22 protein-coding genes are annotated in these 26,061 nt (G+C 67.7%); 5 read left to right on the plus strand and 17 right to left on the minus strand.

Annotation, left to right across the window (positions count from 1 at the left end):
• Nucleotides 1-306 precede the first annotated feature (306 nt).
• Nucleotides 307-1,059: an eCIS core domain-containing protein gene (locus AC1Z32_RS29770; protein WP_483482418.1), complete on the plus strand. Its 753-nt coding sequence runs from the start codon at nt 307-309 to the stop codon at nt 1,057-1,059.
• A gap of 275 nt (nt 1,060-1,334) precedes the next feature.
• Nucleotides 1,335-2,006, plus strand: coding sequence for a glycoside hydrolase family 19 protein (locus AC1Z32_RS29775; protein ID WP_483482419.1), 672 nt, complete (start codon nt 1,335-1,337; stop codon nt 2,004-2,006).
• 33 nt (nt 2,007-2,039) lie between these two features.
• Here the strand turns inward: AC1Z32_RS29775 and AC1Z32_RS29780 are convergent, their stop codons facing one another.
• The 17 genes from AC1Z32_RS29780 to AC1Z32_RS29860 are packed head-to-tail and all read right to left on the minus strand — an operon-like array spanning nt 2,040 to nt 21,598.
• Nucleotides 2,040-4,256 (minus strand): ATP-binding protein, encoded by a 2,217-nt coding sequence (locus tag AC1Z32_RS29780; RefSeq protein WP_483482420.1) that lies wholly within the window; start codon nt 4,254-4,256, stop codon nt 2,040-2,042.
• Between the two features lie 13 nt (nt 4,257-4,269).
• Nucleotides 4,270-5,277, minus strand: a complete 1,008-nt coding sequence (locus tag AC1Z32_RS29785; RefSeq protein ID WP_483482421.1) for a hypothetical protein — start codon at nt 5,275-5,277, stop codon at nt 4,270-4,272.
• The gene (locus AC1Z32_RS29790) at nt 5,252-5,956 is read right to left on the minus strand and encodes a hypothetical protein (protein ID WP_483482422.1); all 705 of its coding nucleotides are present in this window, start codon (nt 5,954-5,956) and stop codon (nt 5,252-5,254) included. The genes AC1Z32_RS29785 and AC1Z32_RS29790 overlap by 26 nt, the downstream gene beginning before the upstream one ends.
• Complete coding sequence (locus tag AC1Z32_RS29795; RefSeq protein WP_483482423.1) at nt 5,949-7,118, minus strand: hypothetical protein; 1,170 nt, start codon at nt 7,116-7,118, stop codon at nt 5,949-5,951. Before AC1Z32_RS29795 ends, AC1Z32_RS29790 begins: the two co-directional genes overlap by 8 nt.
• Nucleotides 7,115-10,174 (minus strand): putative baseplate assembly protein, encoded by a 3,060-nt coding sequence (locus tag AC1Z32_RS29800; RefSeq protein ID WP_483482424.1) that lies wholly within the window; start codon nt 10,172-10,174, stop codon nt 7,115-7,117. The genes AC1Z32_RS29795 and AC1Z32_RS29800 overlap by 4 nt, the downstream gene beginning before the upstream one ends.
• On the minus strand, nt 10,171-10,584 hold the full coding sequence (locus AC1Z32_RS29805; RefSeq protein WP_483482425.1) for a GPW/gp25 family protein: 414 nt from the start codon (nt 10,582-10,584) through the stop codon (nt 10,171-10,173). The genes AC1Z32_RS29800 and AC1Z32_RS29805 overlap by 4 nt, the downstream gene beginning before the upstream one ends.
• Nucleotides 10,585-10,606: 22 nt before the next feature.
• Entirely contained in the window at nt 10,607-11,254 is a 648-nt protein-coding gene (locus AC1Z32_RS29810; protein ID WP_483482426.1) for a phage baseplate assembly protein V, read from the minus strand.
• A complete protein-coding gene (locus AC1Z32_RS29815; protein WP_483482427.1) occupies nt 11,251-12,321 on the minus strand; it encodes a phage late control D family protein in 1,071 nt (356 codons plus the stop codon). Before AC1Z32_RS29815 ends, AC1Z32_RS29810 begins: the two co-directional genes overlap by 4 nt.
• A complete protein-coding gene (locus AC1Z32_RS29820; protein WP_483482428.1) occupies nt 12,318-13,034 on the minus strand; it encodes a CIS tube protein in 717 nt (238 codons plus the stop codon). Before AC1Z32_RS29820 ends, AC1Z32_RS29815 begins: the two co-directional genes overlap by 4 nt.
• Entirely contained in the window at nt 13,025-16,162 is a 3,138-nt protein-coding gene (locus tag AC1Z32_RS29825) for a hypothetical protein (RefSeq protein ID WP_483482429.1), read from the minus strand. The genes AC1Z32_RS29820 and AC1Z32_RS29825 overlap by 10 nt, the downstream gene beginning before the upstream one ends.
• Nucleotides 16,159-16,617, minus strand: a complete 459-nt coding sequence (locus AC1Z32_RS29830; RefSeq protein WP_483482430.1) for a phage tail protein — start codon at nt 16,615-16,617, stop codon at nt 16,159-16,161. The genes AC1Z32_RS29825 and AC1Z32_RS29830 overlap by 4 nt, the downstream gene beginning before the upstream one ends.
• Nucleotides 16,618-16,623: 6 nt before the next feature.
• A complete protein-coding gene (locus AC1Z32_RS29835) occupies nt 16,624-16,851 on the minus strand; it encodes a DUF6760 family protein (RefSeq protein WP_483482431.1) in 228 nt (75 codons plus the stop codon).
• A complete protein-coding gene (locus AC1Z32_RS29840) occupies nt 16,794-17,162 on the minus strand; it encodes a phage tail assembly protein (RefSeq protein ID WP_483482432.1) in 369 nt (122 codons plus the stop codon). Before AC1Z32_RS29840 ends, AC1Z32_RS29835 begins: the two co-directional genes overlap by 58 nt.
• Entirely contained in the window at nt 17,159-17,605 is a 447-nt protein-coding gene (locus AC1Z32_RS29845) for a phage tail protein (protein WP_483482433.1), read from the minus strand. Before AC1Z32_RS29845 ends, AC1Z32_RS29840 begins: the two co-directional genes overlap by 4 nt.
• 13 nt (nt 17,606-17,618) lie before the next feature.
• On the minus strand, nt 17,619-18,920 hold the full coding sequence (locus tag AC1Z32_RS29850; protein ID WP_483482434.1) for a phage tail sheath family protein: 1,302 nt from the start codon (nt 18,918-18,920) through the stop codon (nt 17,619-17,621).
• Between the two features lie 34 nt (nt 18,921-18,954).
• A complete protein-coding gene (locus AC1Z32_RS29855) occupies nt 18,955-20,940 on the minus strand; it encodes a phage tail sheath family protein (protein WP_483482435.1) in 1,986 nt (661 codons plus the stop codon).
• Between the two features lie 31 nt (nt 20,941-20,971).
• Nucleotides 20,972-21,598, minus strand: coding sequence for a Pvc16 family protein (locus AC1Z32_RS29860; protein ID WP_483482436.1), 627 nt, complete (start codon nt 21,596-21,598; stop codon nt 20,972-20,974).
• Between the two features lie 561 nt (nt 21,599-22,159).
• Between AC1Z32_RS29860 and AC1Z32_RS29865 the strand changes: the two genes are divergently transcribed.
• The 3 genes from AC1Z32_RS29865 to AC1Z32_RS29875 all read left to right on the plus strand — a co-directional run bounded on the left by AC1Z32_RS29865 (nt 22,160) and on the right by AC1Z32_RS29875 (nt 26,054).
• Complete coding sequence (locus AC1Z32_RS29865; RefSeq protein WP_483482437.1) at nt 22,160-23,770, plus strand: FHA domain-containing protein; 1,611 nt, start codon at nt 22,160-22,162, stop codon at nt 23,768-23,770.
• A 67-nt stretch (nt 23,771-23,837) separates the two neighbouring features.
• Nucleotides 23,838-25,136 carry a PP2C family protein-serine/threonine phosphatase gene (locus AC1Z32_RS29870; protein ID WP_483482438.1) on the plus strand — a complete coding sequence of 433 codons (1,299 nt, stop codon included), beginning with the start codon at nt 23,838-23,840 and terminating at the stop codon, nt 25,134-25,136.
• 156 nt (nt 25,137-25,292) lie between these two features.
• Nucleotides 25,293-26,054, plus strand: a complete 762-nt coding sequence (locus AC1Z32_RS29875; protein ID WP_483482439.1) for an FHA domain-containing protein — start codon at nt 25,293-25,295, stop codon at nt 26,052-26,054.
• Nucleotides 26,055-26,061: the final 7 nt, after the last annotated feature.

Here is a 26,061-nt window from a genome sequence, read left to right on the forward strand (position 1 = left end):
TCTCGGTCGCGTGATTGCGATGAATCCGACAAGCCATCGACTTCGCACGCCAAAATAAATCGAATGCGTTCGTAATGACATACCGTCAGGAATGCTTTCAAGTTAGACATCGAATCCGCGCGATTCCACGACGCCCGGTCATGCTGTCCGGGCACGCGCGCCATACGTCCTTCCTATTCGGTCAAACGGCGCTGGGAAGCTTGACAAGGGAGGCGCCGTGACCTTTTCTGGAATCGTCGGGGGCCGCGAAGGCCCTGGGCAACCTGGACTGGCTGGCGCAAGTCCGGCAATCGACGGAGGATCATCGTGACGTACCAACGCGAACACGCAACGGACAACGGCAGTTCGGGCACACGCTTGTCGCGCCAGCCGGAAATGACGGAGGAAGAGAAGGACAAGGAAAAGGCGGCGGCGATGGCGCCCGCGGTCGCGCAACGCTGCGCGCTCTGCGATGCGGTCGCGAGGTCGCCATCCAAACCCTGGCGCGATCCCGCGAGCACGCTGCTGCAGATGCAGCGCATGGTGGGCAACCGCCGTGTCCAGGACGTCATTCAGACCAGGCTCGAAGTGAGCCAGCCGGGGGACGCCCACGAGCGGGAGGCGGAACACTTCGCCGATCGTGTGATGACCGCGCCCGAGCCCGGCATGGCATCGCCATCCCTGACCGGCGATGAACATCAGCGGAGCATCGACCGCGCGCCGTCAGGCGAGTCCGACGCGAACCTTCATCCCGATGCGGAGCATGCGGTGCATGCCGCATCGAACTCGGCGAGCGAACCATTGCCCGCGAAGCTGCAAAGGAAATTCGGCGACGCGCTCAACGCGGATCTCGGCGGCGTGCGTATTCATACCGGATCGCAGTCGGTCGAGGCGGCCAAGGCAATCAACGCGCGCGCCTACACCACGGGCGGCGACATCCACTTCAATCAAGGCCAGTACGATCCGCACAGTGCGGCAGGCCAGCACCTCCTTGCGCATGAACTCGCGCACACCGTTCAGCAAGGCGGCAGCCCGGTCCTGCAGACAAAGCCGGATGAGCGCGGCAAGACCGGCGAGTGACCGGGCACCGCAGCGGCGTGCCGGTGCTTCGATGTCCAGTGTGATGCAGCGCTCATACATCGGCATCCGAACTAAAACCCTCGTCGATTGCGTGCTACAACAGTATTCAGGCCGGCATTCGCGGCAATCCCGAAGCTTCATGCCGGCCTTCACACCCGCCCCGCAAAACAGCGCTCCCTTCGAACAACATTCCCGGCGGCATTTCATTTTCGGGCACGGCTCGCGCCATGCGCCAGGCCACCTGTTCCCGACGAGATTCGACGTGGAGATATTCGATGGATCAAGCAACGTTCATGGCTGCAACCGGTGCGCCTCAAGCGAGCGCCGCGTTCTGGCTCGGACCGGTCACCACCGCGATGGACCGGTTTCAGATCAACACGCCCGCGCGGCAGGCGGCCTTTCTCGCGCAGATCGGCTATGAGAGCGGCGGCTTTCCGCTGCCGCCCGTCTCGGAGAAGTTCAACTATGCGGCCGCCCGGCTCGACGCCGTGTTCTCGTCGCTGTCGCAGGCGCAATGCAATGCGCTGGGCCGTCAGCCCGGCGAGAGCTGCGTGCCGCCGGACCGGCAGCAGCAGATCGCCAACCTCGTTTATCAGAACAGGGGCGGCAACGGGCCGGCATCGAGCGGCGACGGCTGGCGTTATCGCGGCTCGGGCCTGATCCAGCTGACCTTCAAGGACAACTTCGCCGCGGTCGGCCGGGGCATCGGCATCGATCTGGTGTCGAACCCGGACAGCGTGCGCGACGACGCCGACACGGCCGCCCTCGCCGCCGCCTGGTTCTGGCAGTCGCACGGCTGCAACGAGCTCGCGGATCAGGGCAAATTCCACGAGATCACCGCGAAGATCAATCCGGCGCATGCGGGCGAGCAAGGCCGCGACAACGCGTACGAACTGGCGAGCAATGCGCTCGGCGCGGATGTCGCGGGCGGCAGCGCGATCACCTGATATCGCCATTCGTGAGCGCCGTCGCGGCGGCGTTCACGACGATGCGTCCGCTTCGAAGTCGCGCTCGCCGACGAGCTTGCCCATCTTCTGATACTCGCGCTGCGTGGCCGCGATCAGATGCGTCATGCGGATCATGTCGCTGTCGTCTGCGGCGAGGAAGGCCGCGGCGAGCGCCACATTGCGGATGTTGCCGCCCGTGAGCGTGTAGCGCTTCGCCATCATCGCGAGATCGAGCGCGGGATCGCGCGGCGTGCTCTCGGGCAGGATGCCGGTCCACATGCGATACCGGTCGGCTTCGCCCGGCAGCGGAAAATCGACGGTGAACTGCAGGCGCCTGACGAATGCTTCGTCCATGTTCCGGCGAAAGTTGGTGGCGAGGATCGCGATGCCCTCGTAATCCTCGATGCGCTGAAGCAGATACCCCACCTCGATGTTCGCGTAGCGGTCGTGCGAGTCCTTGACCTCGCTGCGCTTGCCGAACAGGGAATCCGCTTCGTCGAAGAAGAGGATGGAATTCGCGGTCTCCGCTTCATCGAAGATCTTCGCGAGATTCTTCTCGGTCTCGCCGATGAACTTGCTGATCACGAGCGACAAGTCGATCTTGTAAAGGTCGAGGCCCAGCTCCGCCGCGATGATCCCCGCCGCCATGGTCTTGCCGGTGCCCGACGGGCCGGCGAACAGGAACGACAGTCCCTTGCTCGATGCCAGCTTCGCGTCGAAGCCCCAGTCGTTGAACACCCGATTGCGATACTTGATGTGATTGCAGATCTCGCGCAACTGCCTGATGCGGTCCGCGGGCAGGACGATATCGTTCCAGCCGAAACGCGGCGTGATTTTTTGGGCGAGTGTCGAGAGCGTGCGGTTCGAATGCGCGCGGCAGGCGTCGTAGAGGTCCGGCGACGCGATCCGCGCGTGCTTCGGATCGCGCCATGCGGAGAGGCTCGCGGCCGTATGCATCGACTCGACGATCTGGCCGGGCGTGAACCTGAACTTCGTCGCGATGCCGACGATATCCAGTTGCGCGGCATCCACTTTTTGCTCCGCAGCCGCCTTTTGCCAGAGATGGATGCGCGCCGGCACCGAAGGCCGTTGCAGCCGCACGTTGATGAAGCGCGCGTCGCCGAGCGCGCCGCTCTCGAACCACGGCGATTCGCCGGCGAGAAACGACATCCCGCGCGCGCGCTTCACGACGCGCAGGCACGCGCGCAGGTCGCTCTCGCGGCCGGCGGCGAGCAGCGTGTCGAAGCCGCGCCAGCAGAGCGCCGCGCCCGCGAGCCGCGCTTCGCGATCGATGAGTTCGAAGTGCGGCGAGCTTGCCAGTTCCGATCCGGCATCGGCGACGAGACGTTCGAGATCGACGATGAGGAGCGGCTGCCGCCGTTCGTGGCACAGTCCGCGCGCGACGGCGCGCCGCCCCGAGCCCCGCGGCCCCTGTAGATGCATGACGAGCGGCGGTACATTCGTGGCGTCGTTGGCGCGCGCGAGGCCGACGAGACCGCGCCGCGTGTCATCGTCGAGCAGGAGCGCATCGATGCCGGGGCCGTCCTCGTGCAGTTCCACATACGGCGCGACCCGCGCATCCGGCCGGCCGGAGCCGAGCAAGAAAGCGGCGATCCGCGCGTCCGCCTTGAGCGCCTTGCCGATGAACGGCGTACAGACGCGCGCGGGGTCGTCGAACAGGTCGAGCATGTGCGCCGCGCGCAGCGGTGCATCGGCGGCGAAGCGCTCGCGCGCTGCGATGCGCTGGAGCGGATCGTGCACGAGCAGCGCAAGGACGAGATCGATGCTCGGGCGCGTGCGCGTCACATCGTCCTGAAGATACGCGTAGAGCTTCTCGTAGCGCGTGTCCAGTTCGACCGCGAGACAGACGAGCAGGATATCGGCATCGGTCTCGTCCAGTCCGAAGAGGCGCGCGAGCCGTTCGAGCCGCAGATCCGTGCCCGCTTCCAGCGTGAGCCGCGTGCGCTCCGCATTGCGGCGCGCGAGTTCCGCCAGGCGCCCCGCCATGGCATCGGCCGTGTCGAGGGCGTCGGCGGCGAGCCACGCGGGCTTGCCGAGCGGCGCGGCCAACAGCGCATCGACCTGCTGCTCGGAGACATAGAGCCCGCGAAACTGCTCGTCGCCGGACTGGCACGCGCGGAAAGCGGCGACCCGCGAACGGATCAGCAGATCGATCCGCTCAAGCTCCGCGAGCAGATGATCGAGCGAGCCGGCGAAGGCCTCGACGGCCGGGCGATGTGTCCTGGGCATCGCATTCCCCGCTTCAGCCGAGCGCCGGCGCGATCTGCAGGAGCGCCGGATCGCAGGTCACTTCGACGGCGACGAGCGATACCCGCGCGTAGCCATCGGCGCGAATCGCGATGGAGAGCGTCGACGACTCCAGATGAATGTCGCCTTTGGAGACGTCCCAGATCTCGTCGAAGGGTCCGCCCTTCACTTCCTCCGCCAGCACGACGTCCGCGATATGCCGCTTGTGCTCCGCGTCCCAGCCGCCGATATACAGCTCGACCTTCAGCCGCCCGTCGTTCTCCGCGCCGGCAACGCGCAACTTCAATACGCGCGTGACGCCGGGCGCGAGCGAGATCGCCATCGTTCCGCCCGCGCCTTGCGTGTTCGGCTCGTTCTTGATCTCGCGATGCGAGCGCGCTTCGGTCGGGCCGACGCGAAACGGCGGCGGCGCATCCTTCTCGTCGGAGGGCCAGGCGGTCGGCCGGAACGGCATCCTGAGCCAGCCCGTGCGCAAGTGCGGATCGAGCGCGCGCGCCGTGACGCAGCCCGGCGACAGCGGCGTTTTCAGATTGCGGCGGTTGGTCGTCTTGATGCCGTGCGCCGTGACGTGGCTGTGCTCGTCCAGCTCGACGCTCGCGAGCACGACCGCCGCTTCCGGCACGCCCACCGTGAGCGACAGCACCGCATAACACTTGCGCGTGCGGCGCTCGCTGTCGGCGGCGGGCGAATCGTCCTCGTCGTAGACGAGGCTCGCCATGAGCGTCGAGTTCGCCGAGTTCGATGGCACTTCGAGCTTCTCTTCCTGCAGGAGCTCGATTTCGTGGCCACGTCCGTCGATCGCGAAGCCGGGGCTCACGACGATCTCGTTCGTGCCCGCGTGCCGCACCTCGAGCCCGCGCACGACGCCCCAGCCGTGCAGGTTCAGCGAGTGCCGGTAACGCGCGTTCGCGTGATAACGCTGCTCCGCGATGAAATCGTCCTCGAGCAGCAACTGGCCGCGGTAATACGCCGGCTTCTTATTGATGAGCAGTTTCTTGTGCATGACTCGTGCCTCTTCGTAGCACCAACTCGTACTCGGTATGCGCCGGCCGGGCAAAATCGACGATCACGCGCACACGCTTCTCGAATGCTTCCCACGATTCGCCCGACACGGCCGCCCCGCGCTCGCGCACAACGAGCGCCACGCGGAAGCGGAAAGGCTCATCGGCGGCCAGCACGGTGTCCGTTCCGAGTCGCGCACGCCCGATCAGGAACCCGTGCAGCGGTTCCTCCTCGATCTCGATCTCGGACTCGATCACTTCGTCGAAACAGAGCGCGAGCAGCTTCGCGAGATAGCCGCGCGTGCCCCGGCTGCCATAGAGCGGCACGATGCCGGCGATGATCTCGCGCAGCCGTTGCGGCGGAAAGAGCGCGTACGGACTGAACGCGACCCACTGCGCGAGCCACGCGAGGAAGCGCTCGGGCGCCGCGCCCCGCTCGTGCGCCTGGATGCGATACAGACCGTTCGGCGTGGCGAGTTCGCCCGACTGCGCGACGCCGAGCGGCGCGAACGTCTCCGGAATGATGTCGATGTCTTCGGCGATGGCGGGCGCCGCGGCATCGCCGCTGTGCAGCAGCATCGACTCGAAGGCGCGCAGCAGCGCGCGCAACTGCCCCTTCTCGTCGGTGGCGCGGTATATGGCGGGCAGCGCCGCCATCATGCGGTCGGCGGGCTCAGTCACGATCGATGTCTCCGCTGCTGTCCGCGCTTGCCGCGCCATTGCCGGGATCGCCGCGCAGGACGAGCGCCGGTCGGTCGATCACGCGCACCGCGTCGGGCATCACGTCGAGCACCAGCACTTCCCATGGCCGCAGCATCACCGACGAAAGCGCGCCCGCGCTGTCGCGTTCGAGCCGCTCCTCGCCTGTGTCGTGCGGGCCGCCGAGCCGCGCGTCGATGCCCACGGTCGATGTCGCGCCGATCTGCACGCCGAGCTCCGCGCCCGCGCCGTCCGGCTCGCCGCCGACCGCGCGCACGATCACGTCCTCCACGTAGTCGACGCCGTCCACGTCGTCGATGAGCGCGGCGACTTCCGACAGGTTCAAGGGCTGGCCGAAGATCCGGCCTGCATCGGCATCGGCGTTCATGCCGGTGTGGTCGTCCGCGCCGAAGAGCGCATAGCGGCGGCGCAAGGCCGCGCGGATCTCATCGAGGACGCGCTCGCGCGACGCCCCCGGCAGCAGCGCGAGCGCAAAACCGATGCGCGCCCGCATGGCAGGCGGCGCGAGCACATGCAGGCGCGTTGTGAGCAGACAGCGCGGCAGCAGGTCGGCGCGCACGGCGTCGCGCACGCGCGCGGCTTCATGCGGCGGCACGTCCTCGGGCAGCGCGATCAGCAGGCTCACGTGGCCGCGCGCATCGGTTCGTGACGCGCGCAGGTGCCCGGCGCTCAGATCGGCGTTCGCAATGCAGTGCGCGTACGCGCGCCGGCCCGGCAGTTCCCGGCCGATCACCGCGAGCGCATGCCGCTCGAAATCGTCCGGCGTCACCGCGCATTGCAGATGAGAAAGCTCGCGCACGGCGTCGCGGATCTCGCGCGCGAGTTCGTCCATCGGATCGACGGTGCGCGACGGCTGGCCCTCGGCATCGGCGAAGCGCTGGCTGAAGTCGTAGTCGCGCGAGCCCTTGAGCAGGCGCAGGAACTGCAGCTTCGCGGCAGGCGTGACGCGTCCGATGCGATAGAGCAGGATGTCCGCGAAATAGGCGAGCAGCTCGATCAGCGTGACGCCCGGGTCCGACGGATTGTGATCGGTCCACTCCGGCGCGTAGATCGGCAACAGTGCCAGGCCTTCGCGAACCAGGTCGTCGAAGTCGCGGTCATCGAGATGAGGGGTCTGCATCATCGTCCGCTCGCTCGAATCATGTGGTCGCCCGCGCAGACGAGAAAGTCGCCGCGCTCGCGCAGGCCCGGCTCGCGGGCATCGAAGAAGATGCGCAGTCCGCGCACGTGATCGATGCCCTGCACCGTGCAGAGCGCCGCGAGCAGGTCGGACGCGTGCGGGACTTCGCCGAACGCCCAGCCCTCGCCGCGCGCGTTGCCCGTGACCGGATGCAGGAACGCGTTCACGCGCGCCTCGCACGCCGCGGCGACGCGCACCGGCGATGCATCGGATGCCGCCACGATCTGCGCTTCGACACTCGCGCGCAGATACGCGGGACCGAGCACGATCACATCGACGCCAGCCGCGCAGCGCGCGAGCAGATACGTCCTCACGCGTTCGAGCAGCGCGCGCGCGGGCTGCGGTTGCGGCTCGGCGCTGTCCGGCACGATCAGCACGCTCACGACGCCCTGCGCGGGCTGAGCCGCGTCGCCCGCCTTCGAAAGATCCCGGGCGCCCCGGCACAAGGCGCGCGCCACTTGCGGCGATGCGCGGCGCGCGAGATCGGCATAGTCCTCGGCGCACACGGCGCGGTCGCGATGGCGGATGCGGGCGAGCGCCGCGCCGCGCAGCCATGTGTCGTCGACGGCATCCTGGCCGCCCGTCGCGGCGTCGCAGTTGGCGGCCGACTGGATATACGGAATCGTCGTGCGCAACTGCGCGATGGCCGCCGCCGGCCGGTTGCCGCGCGCCCCGCCGCCCGCGCTATAGCTCGCGCGCAGGCCGTTGCCGCCCGCGGGCGGGATGCGCCCTTTCCGGCCGTCGCCGAAACGCACCGTGCCGCTCGCGCGGTCGAGCGTGAACACCCGCGCGTCGTGGCTCGCGTCCGTGAAGTCGCCGATGCACGTCCAGCGCACCCAGTCGCGCGCGTCGCCCTCCTGGCCTTCGCGCACGTCGAGCAAAAGCTCGCCCAGCACCGGGCTGCGCGCGAGCCGGAACGACTGCGCCGGCCGGCCGTTGCTCGATCCGAGCAGCTCATGTTCGAGCCGGATCGCCTGGATGGCGCTCACCGCGTTGAGCGCAAGGAGCCGCACGGCGAGCATCGCGCTGTCGTCGCACGGCGCGGACGCGGCCCGTCGCACCGATGCCCTCGCCGCCGCCAGCGCGTCCGGGTCCGGCAGAGGCGCGAGCGCGCCGGCCTCGCGCCGCATGTCCGCGGATGCCGCCAGCATGACGCGCAGCCAGACGAGCGCGGGGCTCGCCTCCAGCGCGGTGCTGCTCCAACGCGCCACGTCGTCGCCGATCGTCACGCTCACGATGCCCGCATGTTTCAGCCCGCCCGTGCGGTCGGCCGCCGTGCAATCGCGCCAGCCGGCCACCCCGCGCACCTGCCAGCGCAGCACGGCCGTGGGGTCGTCGGCGCGGCAGACCGGCCGGGCATCGCTCGCCGCGGGCGCGACATAGACGTTCAGCGTGTGCCCGGCGAGTTGCGCCGGATCGGCGGCGAGTCCCAGATAAAGCGCGCGGCCTTTTGTGTCGTAGGGATCGAACAGGCTGAACGCGGGAAACGGCGGCAGCGCGGGGACGATGACATGGCGCGCTTCCAGCCCGTCCTCGATCACGACGCGCTCCGGCAGAACCGGTCCGATATGCAGCGACACCGACACGCGGATGCGCGCGATCGACGGCGGCGCATCGCCCGGGGTGATGACGGCGTCCGTCGCGCGGGGTTGCGCAACGTAGCTGCCCGACACCAGGCGCACGCGCAGCCAGTTGCCCGTCACGCCGCCGATCGAGGTCGGCGCGACGTCGGCGGGAATCGCGAAACTGACGGCGCCGTCGCGGGTCAGCGCGTGCGTCTTGTCGTCGACCGGCAGCGGACGCCAGCCGGTGCGAGTGTGCATCTCCCATTGAACGCGCGGATCGCCCGCGCGGCTCACCGGCGGGATCGGCGAGGCATCGGGCGCGGCGCCCGCGGGATTGGTCAACTCGATCGCGAGCAAGGCGTGCGCGCTCGCGATCGCGAACCCGCCGGACGCGAGATAGAACACATCGCCGAAGCGCGGGCGCTCGCCGAACGGATAGAAGTCGCGGGTCGCATCGAGCGGCATGCGGCCGAACAGCGCCGCGTCGACGGGCGCAGCCTCGAGCGCGCGGTCCGCGAACAGGCGCAGCGCCGTGATGGTGACGGGCGATGATCCTTCGGGCGCGGCTGGCGTTTGCGTCGGCGATTGCGGCCCGGATGCCGCGGCGGCAGGCACGATGCGGCACGTCAGCCAGCAGTTGGTCGCGCCGCGCAGCGCGGCCGGCTCGATCTTCACGCCTTCGGGCGGCGCGCCGAAGCGCACTTCGCCGCTTTGCGCGAGGCCGTCGGTCGTGTCGAGCACGGGCGTGAGCGGGACGAATCCGCGATCCGTGGTGAGGCCCCAGCTGAGCTGCGTGCCCGGCTCGCGCGCACCCGCATGCGCGATATCCGCCTGCAACGATAAGCCGATGAGATCGCTCTGCGCCCACAGCGACGGATGGCCGATATGCATCGCCCGGACGAGCGGCACCGCGTGCGTGAAGGGCGTGACGCCGGGCGGCAGCCCCGCTTCGGCGATCATGCCGCCCGCCTGAGCGACGACGCAACGCGCCGTATCGACGGCGACGACGCGCGTGAGATCGGCGCGCAACACGTCGAGATCCGCCTCGGTCTGGTACACGACCGCCTCGGTTTTGCCCGGCGCGGGCGGCGCCGCGACCTCGGTGTAGCGCGGCACCACCGGCACCGGCGCGTTCGCGGCCGCGCGCGCGGCCTTGAAGACGAGCGGCGCGCGTGCCGGCACGGCGGGCTCGGACGCCGCGCCGAGCAGTTGCGCGAAAGCGAACAGATGCGCATCGGGCGCGCGGTTGAGACGATCGGTCAGGATGTCGCAGTAATGCGCGAAGACCTGTCCGAGCGCTTCACGCAACGGATCGCGCACCCGCTCGCCAACGGCGGGATCCGCCTCCGGTTCGAGCGCCCGCGCCAGCGCCGCGCCGATTCGCGAGGCGCTCAGGCGCTGCAGCCGAACGAGGGGGGCGTTGTACGGTGTCACGCGAGCGGCCTGTCGAGATAGAACGGATAGACGAGATTGAACCGGCTGTCGGTGAGACGCACGCGGTAGTCGATCTCGATCAGCAACTGCTCGTCGAGATCGCCCGCTGCGTAGGCCTCCGTGTTCAGCACGTCGATACGCGGCTCCCACTGCTCCAGCGCCTCGCGCACATGGAACGCCGCCATGCCCTGCGTCGCGCTGCCGTTCACGGCGAAGACGAGATCGTGCAGGCCGCAGCCGAAATCCGGGCGCATCACGCGCTCGCCCTTCGCCGTCGAGAGAATGATCAGAATCGAATGCTTCACGCACGCTTCGTAGCGCGCGATCGAGATGCGCGACTCGCCGTCCGCGTCGGCGGCGAGCCCGACCGGAAAGTCCCAACCGACTCCGAGCACTTCCAGAGGCATCATCGGCTCCCTTGTTCGCGGCGCGCTAGTTCAGGTTGATCAACGCGCCCTTCAGATTCATCGTCGCGGTGGCGGTCGCGTCGATGGTCGTGTTCGCGCTCACCTTGACCCCGGCCTTCGAATTGATCTCCACGCCGACCGCTTCTATCGTCACCTTGCCGGTCTGCGAGCGGATCGCGATGTCGCCCTGCGCTTCGATCGAAATCGAGTTGTCCGACGCGCTGATGACGACGCGGTTATGCCCCGTCTTGTCGATGATCTCGATCTTCTCGCTGCCGGCCTTGTCCGACATGCGGATCACGTGCCCGCTGCGCGAATGGAATGCGCGGTTGTCGTTGTTGCCGTCGGCGTTGGATTCCGGCGCCGAGTCCTTGCCGTTCCATAGCGCGCCGATCACATATGGATGCTCGACGCTGCCATGCTCGAACGCGACGAGCACTTCGTCGTCCACTTCCGGCAGGAAGTAGGCCCCGCGCCCGTTGCCCGCCATCGCGCTGGCGACACGCGCCCAGTTGCTTTCGTCGTCCAGGTTGAGCCACGGAAAGCGCACCTTGACCCGGTGCATGTCGTCGGGGTCGTGGTTGTTCGTCACGATCCCGACCACCACGCCGAAGTAGCGGCCGTCGCCATCGGTGCGCGCAAGCAGGCTGCGCAGCAGTTCGTCGTGCATCATGTCGCGTTCCTCCTCGCGGCGAAGCGCGTGCGGTAGCCTTTTTTCGGGGAAAAGCGCTGCTCGGCCGACGTGACGTAATAGAGGCCGCTGAAGCGCTCGCCGACCCCTTCGATCTTCACGACGACGCCCGCGCGCAACTTGGGTTCGCCGATGCACTGCCCGTCGCAGCGGATGTAGCCGAGCGCCATTTCGCCGAAGCGTTGCCGCGCCACCGCGTCGGCGTCGTCCTGGCTCTGCACCGCGGAGACCACGCTCGCGCTGCCCGACTTGCCGAAGAGACGACTCACGCTCGATGCGCCCGACGCCTTGCCCGCCATCAGGCTCTTCACATCCGACGTGCCCGCGCGGCCGACGATCTCCTTCTTGTCCTTCGCATTCCAGCCCTTCACGAGCAGTTCCTCGACCTGGCCCATCGTCGTCATGCGCGGGCGGAAGTCCAGCAGCTCGATCTCGCGGCGCAGCGTGAGGGCCGCATCGCGATCGATCCTGCGCGGCCGGAAAATCAGCGTGCGGTCATCGACGACGATTTCATGGTCGATGCGCCGCGCGCGGGAGAGCAGGAACTCCAGGTCCGTCTGGTTGTGCTGCAGCAGGTACGGCAGCGTGACCTTCGTGTCGTCGGCCTGGGGCTTGAGGCCCGCCGCCGCCGCGAGCCGGCTTGCGATGTCGCTGTCCTTCACATTGGTGTAGGAGCGCGTCTTGCGCTCGCGCGCGAGCCGGTGACGGCGGTCGTAGCCGCGCACGGTGAGCGTCGGCGGGCTGCCTTCGAGGAAAGTCGGCTCGAGGCCGGTGATTTCGCCGCTGAAGACGGTGCGCTTGTTGTCGCGATAGCCGATCTCGATCTCCACCGGATTGCCTTCGCGAAAGAGCGCGTCGTCGACCCATTTCACCTTCATCTCCGCCGAGTCGTAGCAGGTGAGCGAGAACGTGAACATGCTCATTGCGTCGACATCCTCGAGGACGACGACATCGATGAGATCCGCCGCGGCCTCGGTCGGCAAGGGCGAGCCGTTGACGCGCAGCGAGAACTCGGGCGCGAGGGTATCGAAGTCACTGCGCGCGTTCACGGCTCCTCCCTCTTGCGGTGGCCGCCGGACGCGGGCCTTCCGGCAGGCAGCGCCGGCAGCAGCAAGGTCGTGCCGGGGCCGAGCGCGAGTGGATCGTCGATGCCGTTCGCCGACGCGATGTCACGCCAGTTCGCCGGATCGAGATACTCGTCGGCTGCGATGCTGGCGAGCGTCTGGCCGCGCCGCACGGTCCAGAGCTTGGCTACGTCGGCGGACATCAGGTTCTGCTTTTTCATGTCGGTCGCGTTCGCGCGCCATTGCAGGAACGTGCATTTAGCCGTGGCCCGGACCGGCACGCCGTTCTCCAGGAACATCGTGTAGCTCTGGTCGATCTGCTGCAGCACGCCCTGAAAGATCATGCCCTGCTTGCCCCAGAAGAGCTGGCACACAGGCGGCCGATGCTTGTCGCCGCGCACGAGGGTGAGATCGGCGAGCTTCTTCGTATGGACGTACACGCTCGGCTTGTTCGCGTCCGCGCGGTCGTAGGTATCGAAGAACAGGTCGATGGTCAGCGTGGCGGGGCTGGCGGTCGTGTATTGCAGCTCGGGGCTGTCGCGCTTGGCTGCTTTCGCGCTTTCCCATTGCACCGAGCGGTTCACGCCGAGGCTCTTCGGGTTGAACATCGCCGGAATGTAATGAGCGTCGTCGCGCTGGTTGAATTGCAGCTTGCCCGCGTCGGCTTCGACCACGATCGTGAGTTTGTCTAGGGCCATGGCGCACCCCCGCGACGCTCGCGTTCGATGGCGAGCCTGTCCATGATGATCTGCCACGCCTGATCGGCGAGTTCGGCGGCGCCGGGCGCGGTTGCATCGGCGCCTTTTGTATCGGGCGATACCGCGTTTGCGCCGGGGCGCGTGTTTGGCTTCGCGGGCGTGGGCGGCGCTTCTGCCGCGTTCGGCTCGGCCTGCAAGGACAGCGGCACGACGCCGTAGGACTCGGCGACGGCGTCGGTCGATGCGGGCGCGGACGCGGCGGCGGAAGTCGCGTGGACCGGCTGGACGGCGCGTTGAAGTGGCAGAACCGCGGGTGCGCGCGAAATTTGACGTGCGGGCGCCGAATGGATGTCGGTTTGCGGGCTGTGCCGAAGCGGCGTTGCCGGGGTATTTGTGGCGCCGCTTTGCGTCGATTGCCACGGTGACGCGCCGATGGAAAGCGCCCTCGACGTCGTCGCGAAGGTCGATGCGCCGGGCGCGGCTTGCGACATCGTCCCGCTCACGAACGAACGACGTGGCTCGTTCAGGTCCGGGTGCGCTTGCGGCATCGGAGGACGCGTCACGTCGCGATATGCGGCTTCGTGCGAGGTCGTCGAATGGGTCATGGCGAAGCGCTGCACATCTGCACGTGCGGTGGCGGTTTCGATCGCGGTCGTGCTTGCGCGTGTCTCGCGCGAAGGCGTCATGCTCACGCCGTCGCTTCCGGGTGCCTGGCGCGAAGGCGTCATGTGCGCGCCGTCGCTGCTTCTTTGGGACACGAAGGGCAGTTCACTCAGGGTTCGCGCTGCATCCGGCGATGCGGCTCCGCCGAGTGTCGCGGTCGAGGTCGCGGGCGCGGGCGGGACGGCTTCGGGCAAGGTTTGCCGCGCCGTCACGGTGTCGCCCATCGCGTTTCGTAGTGCCGGCATCGCGGGTGCCGATGAGTCCCACGGTGTCTCGCGGACCTGCTCCGTCATGCCCGCGACATCGCGCTGCGGCGTGGGAGTGTGTTCTCCCGACGCGTGTTGCGATTCGCCAAAGGCGGGGAAGCGCAGCGCGTCGGGCTGCGTGGCGGTCGAGCGCGCCCGGCTCGCGATCAACGGCTTCATGGAAGCGGATGCGCTCGCGGCTGCACCGCGCACGGCAGGTGTGGGGACAGGTGCGGATTGCAGCGGTAGATCGGCGTGTGGCGCGCCTTGCGAAACAGGAAGCGCTGCCACGGACGCGATCGAGCGCATCGCCTGCGGCGCGGAAAGCGTTGCACTGGACGCGACAGAGCGCATCGCCTGCGGCGCGGGAAGCGCTGCCACGGACGCGATCGAGCGCATCGCTTGCGGAGCGGAAAGCGTTGCGCCGGACGCGACGGAGCGCATCGCTTGCGGCGCGGAAAGCCTTGCACCGGACGCGACGGAGCGCATCGCGGCGGCAAGCGGGCGTCGTGCCATCAGCGGTTCGGGCAGCGGCGAAGCCGCAGATGAAGGCAACGGCGAAGCCGAACCCGCATTCCCGATGGCTTCGATGCGCCGCGCATCAGCGCTTCGGGCGATCGGGCCGCTTGCGCTTGCGATGCCATCCGACCGCATCGATGGCGACGCCTCACGAAACCGCGCCCCCGGCCTGTCCGCGCCCATAGCCGTGCTCGACGGGACCATCGATAGCGGCTGCTGAACGACATCCGGTGCGACGACGGACGCCTCGGTCCGTGACGGTGTCTCGACCGCCGCCGATGACCGAGTCGCGGCGGACCCGCCCGCATCGCCGGCGGGCGTCTGTCCAGAAGCCTCTGCCGATGCACGCCCATGCGTCCGATCGTCCGATGATGCCGCCGCGGCGGTCGCGCGCGCGGGAGCCGTCGCTTCGGGAAACCGGCTGACCCGCACCTGACTCAGCGCCACTCGCAGCCGTTCCTGTAGACCTTCCGTTGCGCGGACCGCGGGCGCGACGGGCGTTCGTGCAGCCGCCATGCGCGATTCGGCGGGCCTCGGCGCATTCTCCGCAGTGCTGCCTTCCGCCGCGGGGCCCATCGATGCTTCGATGGCGCGCTCGGGTGCGGGCGAATGAGGTGTCGATATCGCCGGCATCGAAGGAGCAAGCGGTGCAGGCGGCGCATCGGCCGGGCCGCTCGTCGCCATGGTCGATCTCGCCTCACCCGAAGCGCTCGCGTGCACAGCCTCCGCCGCGCTCTGCCTCGACACATGATGCGGATGACTAAAGACTTCCGTTCCCGCGTGCGCGGAGACAGGAACCGTCGCGGCAGCCGATGCGAAACTTCGAGCCTCATCCACCTTCGATGCCAGTTGCCGTACCGGATCGCGCGCCACGACCGCTTCGTGCTTCCGGTGCACGGCGTTCAGCGCGCGGGCGACAGGCGCGAGCGCCGGCAGCGCCGCCGCCGTCTCGCGCGGACGCCGCTCGGCAGCGGGTTGCGTCCGCGTTAGCGCAGACATCGGTGCATGACTTTCGCTGTCGGCGGAAGGATTCGCGCGAAGTGCATCCGCATGAGATGCCATAGGCGCACGCATGACCACATCGCCCGGAGACAGCGGCCGCGTTGGCGAAGCATCGACGGCCAGCGGCGCCGCGGAAACAGCGGCAGCCTGCACCGGCGCATCATGCGCCCCGCCCGCGCCCTGCGATGCCGCCTGCGCGGTGCCGTCACCCGGCGACTGGCGCTCGTTCGCTTGCATCGCGTGCAACGGCGAAGCCGCGATAGACCGGTGCTCGTTCGCTGGCGTCGCGTACACCATCGGAAGCGCGATATCCCGGCTTGCGTTCGAAGCCTGACCGGTCTCTGCCCTTCGCAGGCTCGCCGTCCGGGCCACCGGCACGCCCGAGGCATGCGAACCGCTTGCCACCGCCGCGTCCCCCGCCGCGCCGCTGCTCACATGACCATCGCCGGCCGGCTCCAGCTCATCGGCAATTCTTCTCGCGATCACGAACGGCCCGCTCGCGCCACCCGAGTACGTGCCGCGGCCCGCGCCGCGCCGCCGGATCATCGATTCGGCGAAATCGCTGTGCCTGCCGAAAACCGTCGCGCCCAGCCCATCGCGATGCGCTTCGCGCGCACTCGAAATGAGCGGCGTGCCCGCATGGCGCTGCCAGATCGCATCGCCGAGGGCAAGCCGGGAGGCCGTGTCCGCTTCGTTCACCGTCTGGCTCCCAGATCCACGCCGCGATGAACCAGTTCGATGGACTCGAACGCGACCGCCGACGTATTCGCGCGCAACTCCGGCCCCGTCCATTTGACCGGGCACGCATCCAGAAACACCCATTTGATGCCGGGCTTGCCCTCGCGCGTCAGCATCGTGATGGTGACGTCCCGCCGCTCGATCCTGGCGCCGAGTATCCCCGCGTACCAGTTCCACAGATGCGCGAGATCGCCGATGCCCCGCTTGAGCACGAGCCGCGACGGGTACTTCGTCGCGCCAGCTAACTGATGCTCGCGGTCGTTCATGCCGCCTTCGCGCAGCGTCTCCACTTCCGTCTCGATGGTGAGCCCGGAGACTTCGTTGAAGCCGGCCACCGGTTCGGGGGCATTCTTGAGCGTGACGGAATAAAGGAAGCCGGAATACAGGCTATCCGCGCCACGGACGTCGAGAGACATATCGGTTCACTCCAGGCTGTTGGTCTGCGCGTCGTTGATCCGGTCCACGATCCTTGCTGTCTCTTCGACCCAGCGGCGGCGCTCGAGATGATCGAGCGTCATCAGCTGCGTATGAGGCCAATGGAAGTGATAGGCAAGATAGGCTACCTCCTCGAAGATCTGCTCCGGGTGGTAGCCTATTGCTCCCCCGAGGTCTCGACCTCCACCTCGAACTTCTTCTCGCAGCCGGGGCACACCACATGAAGGCGGCTGTGTCCCTGCGTGTTGATGCGCCGGTACAGATCCTCCAGATGCGCGAAGTCGGCGGCGAACAGTTCCTCGATCACGCGCGGATTGACCTGCGGCAGATCCCCGAGACGGGTCACCACGCGCGACAGCAGGATCACCGCGAGATAGCCGGGGTTCACCTGCACGCGCGGATCCTTCATCGGCGCGATCTCGTCGCTCGCGGTCGCGAGGCGCATCACGCCTTCGCGATGCACGTTGCCCTCGCCGTCTATATAGCCGCGCGGCAGCGTGAAGGGAAACTCCGTCTGGATCTTCATTTCGTGCGATCCAGGCCTTCATGCACGAGCTCGAGCGTATCGATCGCGACTTCGTTCGCCGTCGCGTTGAAGGTCGGGCCTGTCCACTTCGTCGGCCATGCGGCGACGAAATCCCACTGCGCGACATCGTTGCCTTCGTCATCCATCAGCACGATCGAGCCGTTCTTGCGCGCGTCCTTGATCTTTCCGTCCATGACCTGCTTGCGCCATTTCCAGAGATCGAGATCGTCCGTGATGCCGCGCTTCAACGTGATGTTCGAGAACTTCTTGAGGCCCGGCAGCTTGTGTATCGTCACGGTCTTGTCGTCGCCCTCCCGATAGTCGATCGCATCGGTGGCGGCATCGAGCCCCGACGCTTCACGAAAGCCCGCCCGCTGGATGCCGTCCAGCTGCACCCTGAACTTGAAGCCTCGAAAAGGGTCTCTGCGATCTCCGGTTGCCATGGTGTTTCTCTCCTTACGCGTGCATCGCGGGTCCGCCCAAGGTCACGCCGTTTGCACTCTGCGTGATTCGAACGATGACGAATTCGGCTGGGGCGCTTGCCGCCAGGCCTATTTGCGCGACCAGCATGCCGGCGTCGCGCCCTTCCACTGCATTGGTTTCGGCATTGCACTCGACGAAGTACGCTTCCGACGCATCGCGGCCCTTCAGCGCGCCGCTCGCATGCAGATCGCGCAGATAGCCGCGCACGCGGTCCTCGACGGCGCCCCAGAGCGCCGTGTTGTGCGGCTCGAAGACGAGATCGCGCAGATTGCGCTCCAGCTCGCGCGTGACCGCGAGCACGAGCCGCGTCACGTTCACGTAACGCGCGGCGGCCCGGTCGCTCAGGGTGCGCGCGCCCCATACGCGCAATCCGCGCCCCGGCCATTCGCGCAGGCAGTTGACGCCCGCATCGTTGAGATCGGCCTGGTCGCGATCGTTCACCTGCACGTCGAGATCGAGCACGCCTTCGAGCAGTTCGTTGGCCGGCGCCTTGTGAACGCCTGCGCGCCGGTCGCTTCTCGCATACACGCCCGCGATATGCCCGCACGGCGGCACCAGCACCGTCTCGCGCGCATCGGCGTTCGGGCGCGGCGAACGCACGCGCACCCATGGAAAATAGAGCGCGCCGTGATCGGCGGGCAAAGCCTGCCATTGCGTGATTGCGTCGCGCATCGCGCCATTCGGCTGGCCCTGCGCGCTGCCCGTGGACGCGGCCGGCGCCGGCATCGTGTCGAGAATCGCGAAGCGGTCGCGCAGCCGCGCGCAGTACTCGACGATCCGGCTCTGCACATCGAACACATACTCGGGAAAGGCGCGCAGTTGCGGCGCGAGCGCATCGGGCATGCAGACGAGATCCACATATTCCAGATCGCGCAGCACGCCCGACTCCGAGAACGGCGAGATGAGCATATCGGCGAGCTCGCGCGCATGCGCGCGGTCGGGCTTTTCCGCGTAGGCATCGAGGCTGGTCTGCACCGGCTGCACGACGCAGCGCTCGCCGCCATTCTCGAAAAAGCCGCGCACGGCGCAGGCGAGAAGATCGCCGGGCGCGGCGTCGCGATACGCCGCCGCGAAGCGCTCCCAGCGGTCGAACTGCCGCGCGTGCCGCTCGCCGGGGCCGAACGATCCGGCCTTCACGAACCCGGCGAACACCGGCACGCTCGAGGCGAGCCGCCTCGATCCGACGAGCCCTTGCGGGACCCAGTCGAGATACAGTCCGGGCGCGCCATAGGCATCGTGGCGGCCCAGCGCGGCGGATGTCGGGGCGGCTCTCATGGCGTGTCGCAGGCTCGGTCGTTCATGGCGCGGCTCACGCGTTGATCATGCCGGTCGACTGCGTGATGCGGAAGATCACGAACTCCGCCGGCCGCACGATCGCCACGCCGATCTCCGTCACCACCTGACCGACATCGCGCACGGCGGGCGGGTTGAGCTCCGCGTCGCACTTGACGTAGAACGCCTGCTCCGGCGTCGTGCCGAACAGCGCGCCGGTTCTCCAGACGTTGGTCAGGAATGCCGTGATGTTGAGCCTGATCTTGCCCCACAGCGCCTCGTCGTTCGGCTCGAAGACGATCCACTGCGTCCCCTCCTCGATCGACTTCTGCAGGAACAGGAACAGACGCCGCACGTTGATGTACTTCCACTCGCCGTTCTTGTCGCCGCCCATGGTGCGCGCGCCCCACACGGTGACCGTGTTGCTCATGATGCGGATCGCGTTGACGCCGTGCGGATTCAGCATTTCCTGCAAGGGCTTACTGATGTAGTACTTGACCTCGAGCGCACCGCGCACCGCCATGTTCGCCGGCGCCTTGTGCACGCCGCGCTGCGTGTCGGTGAGCGCGTAGATGCCGGCCAGATGCCCGCTCGGCGGCACATAGGTGCGTCCGCGATACTTCGCCGCGACCCGGCGGCCCGGATCGGTGTCTTGCAGTTCCTTCGCGGGATCGCTGACTTCGATGTGCGGGAAATACAGCGCCGCGCTCTTGCACACGCGAGGCAGGATCGAGTTGGTGCCCGAGTATTCGAGCTGGCCGATATCGAGATCGCCGCGGTCGTCGGCCACTTCCTCGGGCGTGTCGAGGATTGCGAAGCAGTTCTCGCGGTTCTCGGCATGCGACATCAGCGCTTCCCACGTGCCGGACGCTCTTGGCAAACCGGGCGCGGCGATGATCGCGATGTCATCGATCGATCTGAAGTTCTGCAGCACGCGATCGAGCTGGTCCATGCGCTCGATGCGCGCGACGAATGCCTTGGTCCCGCCGTTCTTGAAGAAGCCGTTGACCGCGTGCGTGAGCGCATGATGGCCCGGATGGCACGGACGGAAGATCCACTTGTCGGGGTTGTCGGGCGCATCGGGATGATCCGGGTCGGCGGGCGGGCGCACGGGATCGTCGCGATAGGCGGAGAACGTGCCGAAGCGCTCGGTGTACTCGGTGAAGTTGGTGCAGAGCTTGGTGTCGCAGGCGTCGGCTTTCAGCGTGAACGCCTGCAGGATGTACGGGCGCAGGATCGACGGCGCGAGCGCGCTGTCGTCGGGCTTCGCATCGGCGTCGAAATAGGCCAGCTCCTTGGCGAGCGGATCGCTGTCGGCCGGTGTAGTGGACACGGCGGCCGTTTCCGTGCCGCCCGCGGGCGTCGACGGAGCGGCAGCGGCCTCGCCCGGCTTCGCCGCCGCGCCGTCTGCGCCGGGCTCGGCGGGCAGCAGCGCCGACGTCTCATCGAGCTCGCGCTGTAGCCGCGCGATGTCGTTGTCCGCCGCGGCGTGCTTCGACGTGATCTTGCGCAGCGCCGTCTCCTTGTTCGCCAGCGTCGTGCGCGCGGCTTCGAGCGCCGTCTGCTTCGCCGGCTTGTCTTCGGCGGACGCGGACTCGAACTCGGTTTCGAGCGGCTGCAGCGCCTTTTGCGCATCGTCGCGTTCGGTCGTGGCCTTGTCCAGGTCGGCTTTCGCGGACGCCAGCCTGGTTTGGGCGAGTCCGAGCTTGGTCTTCAACTCCTGCGCGGTGCCCCGCAGGCTCGCAATGCGCCGCTCGCGCTCTTCGTCGAGCGTCGCTATCTCGCCCGCATGTTCCGGCTTGCCCGGATCGAGCGCCGCCCGCCTCGCGCTGATGGCTTCCAGTTCGAGCGCCGCGCGCGCCGCGACGGGATCGTAGTCGGGATTGGGCACAGGAAGATAGATCGTCGCCGGCACGATGCCGATGAGACCGACCACGTTGGTTCCCACGCCCGCGATCGGCTGCTGCGCGGAAGGCACTTCTTCCACGTAGACGCCAGGGGCAAGATAAGTAGCGCTTGACATAGACACGTCCCCTTACAGTCGATACCCGCCATCAAGATTGACTTCCCACGCGAGCGCGCACGACGGCGCTGCTCATCCAGGCGTCGTAGCGGAAAACTCTTTCCGTGACGAGCCTCACTTCTTTCGGAATACTCACGTCCACAGATAGCGTGACCGTATAGTTGATCGCCGCCTTCGGCTTTCCGCCCATCGCCTGCCAGAATTCGCCGAGGCTCTGCAGGCGGCCGGGCTGCAGCGCGCTCACCGGCAGCGGCAGATCGCTCCCGGCGAGCCGGCCGCGCAGCAGCTCCCTCGGCAGCGTGCGATGCCTGAGCAACGCGCGCATCACTTCGCCGAGCAGACGATGCTCGTCCTCGGCGGGACTCGCGAGTCCTTCGCGCGGCCAGGCGGTGATCAGGTAGGAGGCGTCGATACGAACGGGCGCCGGCATGCGCTCCGTCACGCCATCATTACGACGTTCGAAGTAGACATCGTTGCTGCGCAATTCGAGGTTCTCGCGAACGTCGTAGAGAAACAGATCGACGGCCGGTGTCGTGACGGATTGCGGCGGGAACTGATCGTCAGGCGCTTCGAAGCTGACCTGGATCTGCTCGGACAGGCCCGGCGCAAGCTCGCGCCTCAACAAAGCTGCGAGCGTCTCGTCGAGGTCATCGATCATGACTGGTTCCGTTCTGCGTGAAGCCGGGTCACTACTGCGTCCCGGCGGCGCCGGCCTGATGACCGGAGCAACGCGGATGACCGTAGATGCCGCTTGCTGAATGACTGAAAAACACATCGGTCAGGCGAGGTTCAACGATTCGCTTTCCCTTCGCCGCCGAACGACGATTAGAGGATTAGGCGACGCCCCTGGCAATGTCAAGGATTGCTACTAAAGCTGGCTGAATGAGCCAGTTCCTTGTCTTCGGGAAGATCCCTTTTTCGCCTTTAATACGTTGCAAGCGGGCAGGCCCGGATAACAAGCGCTAAAAAATGCAGTGAACGATGAATGCGCGTTCACGGGCTGCAAGCCGGTCTTATGGATTCTTTAACGAGGGCGCGTGATCGGCCAAGGTTCGTCGCAGACCACGACGAGTTCAGCCTGCCGTCACGCATTGGATATTCAGCATAGACATAACTGGGGATCGGCAGGCGTACCGCAAAGCGCGTTCACTCCAATGAACGCCTCTTCCGTCACGCCCACACGCCGCGCGATCTGCAGGGTCAGTCAGTGGGAGGCAACGTGAGCCTGTCTTCAATTCGTGCAGCGTGGCTGCTGACAGCCCTTCTTGCCGCGAACGTGTCCGTGCGCGCGGCCGAACTGCAGGCGGTCACCGTCGCGCAACCCGAACGCGGGACGGTTATCGTCACGGTGCGATCGCCTGACGAAGCGCCTCCCGCTTCCGCCTTCAATCTGAATCTGCAAAGCGGCGGCGTCGATACACACGTGCCTGCGAGCGCGGTCACGCCCGCGTCGAATCCCGGCCCCGATCTGGCGACGACGGTGATCATCTGCATCGACCGCAGCGGCTCCATGCAGGGCGCGGTCCGCGAGATCAGGAACGCGCTGCGGGACGTGCTCGCGACGCCGCGTCCCGATCTGCGCATCGGCATCATGGCATTCGGCTCGACCATCACGCCGCTGTCGCCGTTCACCTCCGATGCGAGCGCGTCGATGCGGGTCATCGACGGCATTCAGGGCGAGGTCGGCCACGACGGACAGACCAAGCTCTTCGACGCGATCGCGAGCGCAGGCGCGCGGCTCGCCAACGATCCGGCGCGGGGGCCGAAGCGGCTCATCGTGATCTCGGACGGCAAGGACGAAGGCAGCAGGATGTCGCGCGAGACACTCGTCGACATCGCGCATCAGCGTCAGGCGCCGCTCGATACGATCGCGTTCGGTCCGCTCGCGCCGCGCTGGTCGGGATCGCTCGCGTCGCTGTCCAGCGCGACGGGCGGGAAGTTCGAGCTCGTCGAAAGCGGACCGAAGCTGGCCGACGCGATCCGCAACGAGCTCGGCACCACGCAGCCGTCCGCCTACGATGTCAGGTTCGGCTACGAGTCGGACGCGGGTACCGCGACCGCGAGCACCGCCGCTCTCGCCTACGCGCCGCCCGGACGGCCGGTCGCGCTGATTCCGATCAACGTGGCCATCGCGGCGCCCGCCACGAACAAACCGGCACCGGTGCCGGTGCAGCCACCGGACCCGGAGCCGAAGCCTCCCGTCGTGGTGCCGCCGGAATCGCATTCGTGGCTCGACATGAAGTTCACGTTCCTGAGCATCACGATCGATATGAAGGGACTGTTCGCCGGATTGTTGACGCTCATCGCGGGACTGCTCGTGATGTTCGTCGCGCTGCGCCGCAGGCACGTGTCCGAGCCGGAGGCTCAGACGCAAGCGCCGGCGCAGAACCGTGCTCGCGCCGAGACGGTGCGCGAGCGTCAGGGGACGCGAGTCGGCGCCGTGTTCGCACCGCCCGCGCCGGGACGGCCCGCCGCCTTTCTGGTCAACACGAGCCAGCGCCATCCAGGCAAGCCTTATCCGATCGAGAAGACGGCGCTGCGCATCGGCGCGGACGATGACAACGATCTCGTCGTGCCCGACGACGGTTACGTATCGCGCCGGCATGCGGCCATCCGCTTCGATGGCGGCACGCTCTATCTCACCGATCTCAATTCGAGCAACGGCACCTGGCGCAACGATGTGCGTCTCGGCGACGGACCCGTCAGCCTCGCGCCGGGCGACGTGCTGCGTTTCGCGCGCACGACCTACGAAGTGCGCGGCGTCGATTATCAGGCGCCCCATGACGAAGCGGGCCGCGGCGAGAACCGCTACGAACGCAGGGTTCCGTGACGCGGCGCAAAGCGATGAACGGCACGAGTGAGATGAGCGCGGCAGCGCAGGCATGGCGATAGGCACTATGGATACATGGTCGGTTGGGCAACGTTCGGAAACCGGCTTCGTGCGCGCCGAGAATCAGGACCGCATGAGCTGGATCCGCGCGCGGGCCGCCGATATCTTCGTCGTCTCCGATGGCATGGGTGGTCATGCCGGCGGCGCGCTCGCGGCGCAGCTGACGGTGGAGACGCTGCAGCGGAAGCTGGCGGATTTCGCGTCGCTGGATGGCGCGGCCGCGAGCCTCGAAAGCGCATTCCAGGCCGCCAACGATGCCGTGTTCGTGCGCGGCCAGAGCAGCAATCCCGCGACGGCCCGCATGGGCGCCACCGCCGTTGCGCTCCTCGCGGCGGGCAATCAGGTCATGCTCGCGCATGTCGGAGACAGCCGCGCTTATCTGCTCGACCGGCGCGGCACGCTGCAACGTCTCACGAAGGACCACAGTCTCGTGCAGCGGATGGTCGACGCGAACGTGCTGTCCGAAGCGCAGGCGGCGAATCATCCCGACGCGAGCGTGCTCGAACGGGCGATGGGACAGGCCCCGCGCGTCGAGGTCGAGGTGAGCGGCTGGCTGCGCGTGCATCCCGGCGAGGCCTGCATGCTGTGCTCGGATGGCTTGTGCGGCTACGTCGAGGACGACGCCATCGCGAACGTGATGCGCAGCGGCCATGCGGCCCAGCAAACCGCGGACGAGCTCGTGCGGCTCGCGCTCGAGCGCGGCGGCGAGGACAACGTGACCGTGCAGGTGTTGCGCTATGGGGCGCGGCAGGCGCGGTGGCGCCGCTGGGCCCTGCGCGGCGCCATCGCCGGGGCGCTCGCGGCACTGGCGCTGGGATTCGGATGGTTCGCGACGCAATCGAAGCTCTTCGGCGCCGGTGACGAAGCGCGCCGCACCAACGATGCGGCATCGAAGGCTGCGTCGATGCCGGCGGCCGGACCTTCGCCATCGCCCGCATCGAAGACGGCGGCATCGGGCGCTTCGCCGCCCGGCGCGCGCCATGCGGCCCAAGCGCCCGCTTCGTCCGATGCGCGTCTCGTCGCGCTCGAATCGCGTGTTCAGGAGAACGCAGCGAATCAGCGCGCGGCCGATGCCGATCTCAATCGCAAACTCGATGAGCTGCGCGGACGCATCGACCAGATGGAGAAGCGGCTCGATGCCGGCAGTCACGCGAGCGCGCCCGCCGCATCGCGCGCGCATGGGGCGTCGCGCGCCGAGAGCGCGAGGACGAACGCGCGCACGACAGGCGCCAAGGTGGCGGCGTCGTCATCGCAACATCGGGCGGCGCCGGCCAGCGCGACGGACGCGGCCGAAGGTCCTCCATGAAATCGCACTGCCTCACGAACGGAGCCCTTCCATGATTTTCCAGTCGATCCACCACGCAGCGGATCACGCAAGCGAGCGCGCATGCATCGCGCGCGTCCCGTGGCCGTGGCGCATTTCCAACCGCGCCCTGCGCGCATCCCTCGAAGGCGGTGCCCAATGAGCGAAAGAACCCTCAAGTCCTTGATCGGCCGGCTGTGGGGCGGCGCACGGCCCACAACCGGCTATGGCAAGACGGAAACCACGTGTCCGCAGGGACATCCGATGGACCCGAGCTGGACCGAATGCCCCGTTTGCCGGGCGGAGAGCCAGTCGAAAGGCAAGACCTCGGCCGATGCCGTATCGCCGAACGCAACCAGGAGCGCAGCCATGTCACGCAATCCGACCGTCACGCCCGGCAGCACGCCGAACCGCGATTCCGGCGCCACCCGCATCGATCCGGGCGACGAGCGCATGGGGCAGCCGCGCGCGTATCAGTCCGCCGCGCGCCGCAAGATCACCGGCGTCGTCGTCACCTTCACCTGGGAGCGCCAGGGCGAACTCTTCGTCCTCTATGAAGGACGCAACGTGATCGGCAAGGGGGAAGTCGCGAGCGAAGGCGGCCGGCCCTGCGACGTGCTGCTGCAATCCGATCCGACGATGTCGAACGAGCACGCCATGATCCTCTGCCGCCAGGGCCGCTACGAACTGTTCGATCTGCGCAGCACGAACGGCACGTTCGCCGATGACGCGTTCGTCGAGACCACCGGCGTCGATCTCAAGGATGGCGCGAAGATCAAGACGGGCGACACGGTCTGGGTCTTCCGCAGGATCATGGCCGACGAAGGCGGCGCGCCCGTGAAGCATGCGCGCCGCGACGATCCGGACGATCCCGACGAACCGGACGACCCGCCGCTGCGCGATCGCTCCAGGGTGCTGTGAAGGCCCG

It is taken from the genome of Caballeronia sp. 11_S32 (genome assembly GCF_056930355.1).

Coding starts and splice junctions, on each gene's coding strand:
- AC1Z32_RS29795 (WP_483482423.1), bottom strand. CDS start 7,118: ATGATGCAGACCCCTCATCTCGATGACCGCGACTTCGACGACCTGGTT.
- AC1Z32_RS29805 (WP_483482425.1), bottom strand. CDS start 10,584: ATGATGCCTCTGGAAGTGCTCGGAGTCGGTTGGGACTTTCCGGTCGGG.
- AC1Z32_RS29875 (WP_483482439.1), top strand. CDS start 25,293: ATGAGCGAAAGAACCCTCAAGTCCTTGATCGGCCGGCTGTGGGGCGGC.
- AC1Z32_RS29775 (WP_483482419.1), top strand. CDS start 1,335: ATGGATCAAGCAACGTTCATGGCTGCAACCGGTGCGCCTCAAGCGAGC.
- AC1Z32_RS29870 (WP_483482438.1), top strand. CDS start 23,838: ATGGATACATGGTCGGTTGGGCAACGTTCGGAAACCGGCTTCGTGCGC.
- AC1Z32_RS29860 (WP_483482436.1), bottom strand. CDS start 21,598: ATGATCGATGACCTCGACGAGACGCTCGCAGCTTTGTTGAGGCGCGAG.
- AC1Z32_RS29810 (WP_483482426.1), bottom strand. CDS start 11,254: ATGATGCACGACGAACTGCTGCGCAGCCTGCTTGCGCGCACCGATGGC.
- AC1Z32_RS29820 (WP_483482428.1), bottom strand. CDS start 13,034: ATGGCCCTAGACAAACTCACGATCGTGGTCGAAGCCGACGCGGGCAAG.
- AC1Z32_RS29855 (WP_483482435.1), bottom strand. CDS start 20,940: ATGTCAAGCGCTACTTATCTTGCCCCTGGCGTCTACGTGGAAGAAGTG.
- AC1Z32_RS29840 (WP_483482432.1), bottom strand. CDS start 17,162: ATGAAGATCCAGACGGAGTTTCCCTTCACGCTGCCGCGCGGCTATATA.
- AC1Z32_RS29780 (WP_483482420.1), bottom strand. CDS start 4,256: ATGCCCAGGACACATCGCCCGGCCGTCGAGGCCTTCGCCGGCTCGCTC.
- AC1Z32_RS29830 (WP_483482430.1), bottom strand. CDS start 16,617: ATGTCTCTCGACGTCCGTGGCGCGGATAGCCTGTATTCCGGCTTCCTT.
- AC1Z32_RS29850 (WP_483482434.1), bottom strand. CDS start 18,920: ATGAGAGCCGCCCCGACATCCGCCGCGCTGGGCCGCCACGATGCCTAT.
- AC1Z32_RS29845 (WP_483482433.1), bottom strand. CDS start 17,605: ATGGCAACCGGAGATCGCAGAGACCCTTTTCGAGGCTTCAAGTTCAGG.
- AC1Z32_RS29785 (WP_483482421.1), bottom strand. CDS start 5,277: ATGCACAAGAAACTGCTCATCAATAAGAAGCCGGCGTATTACCGCGGC.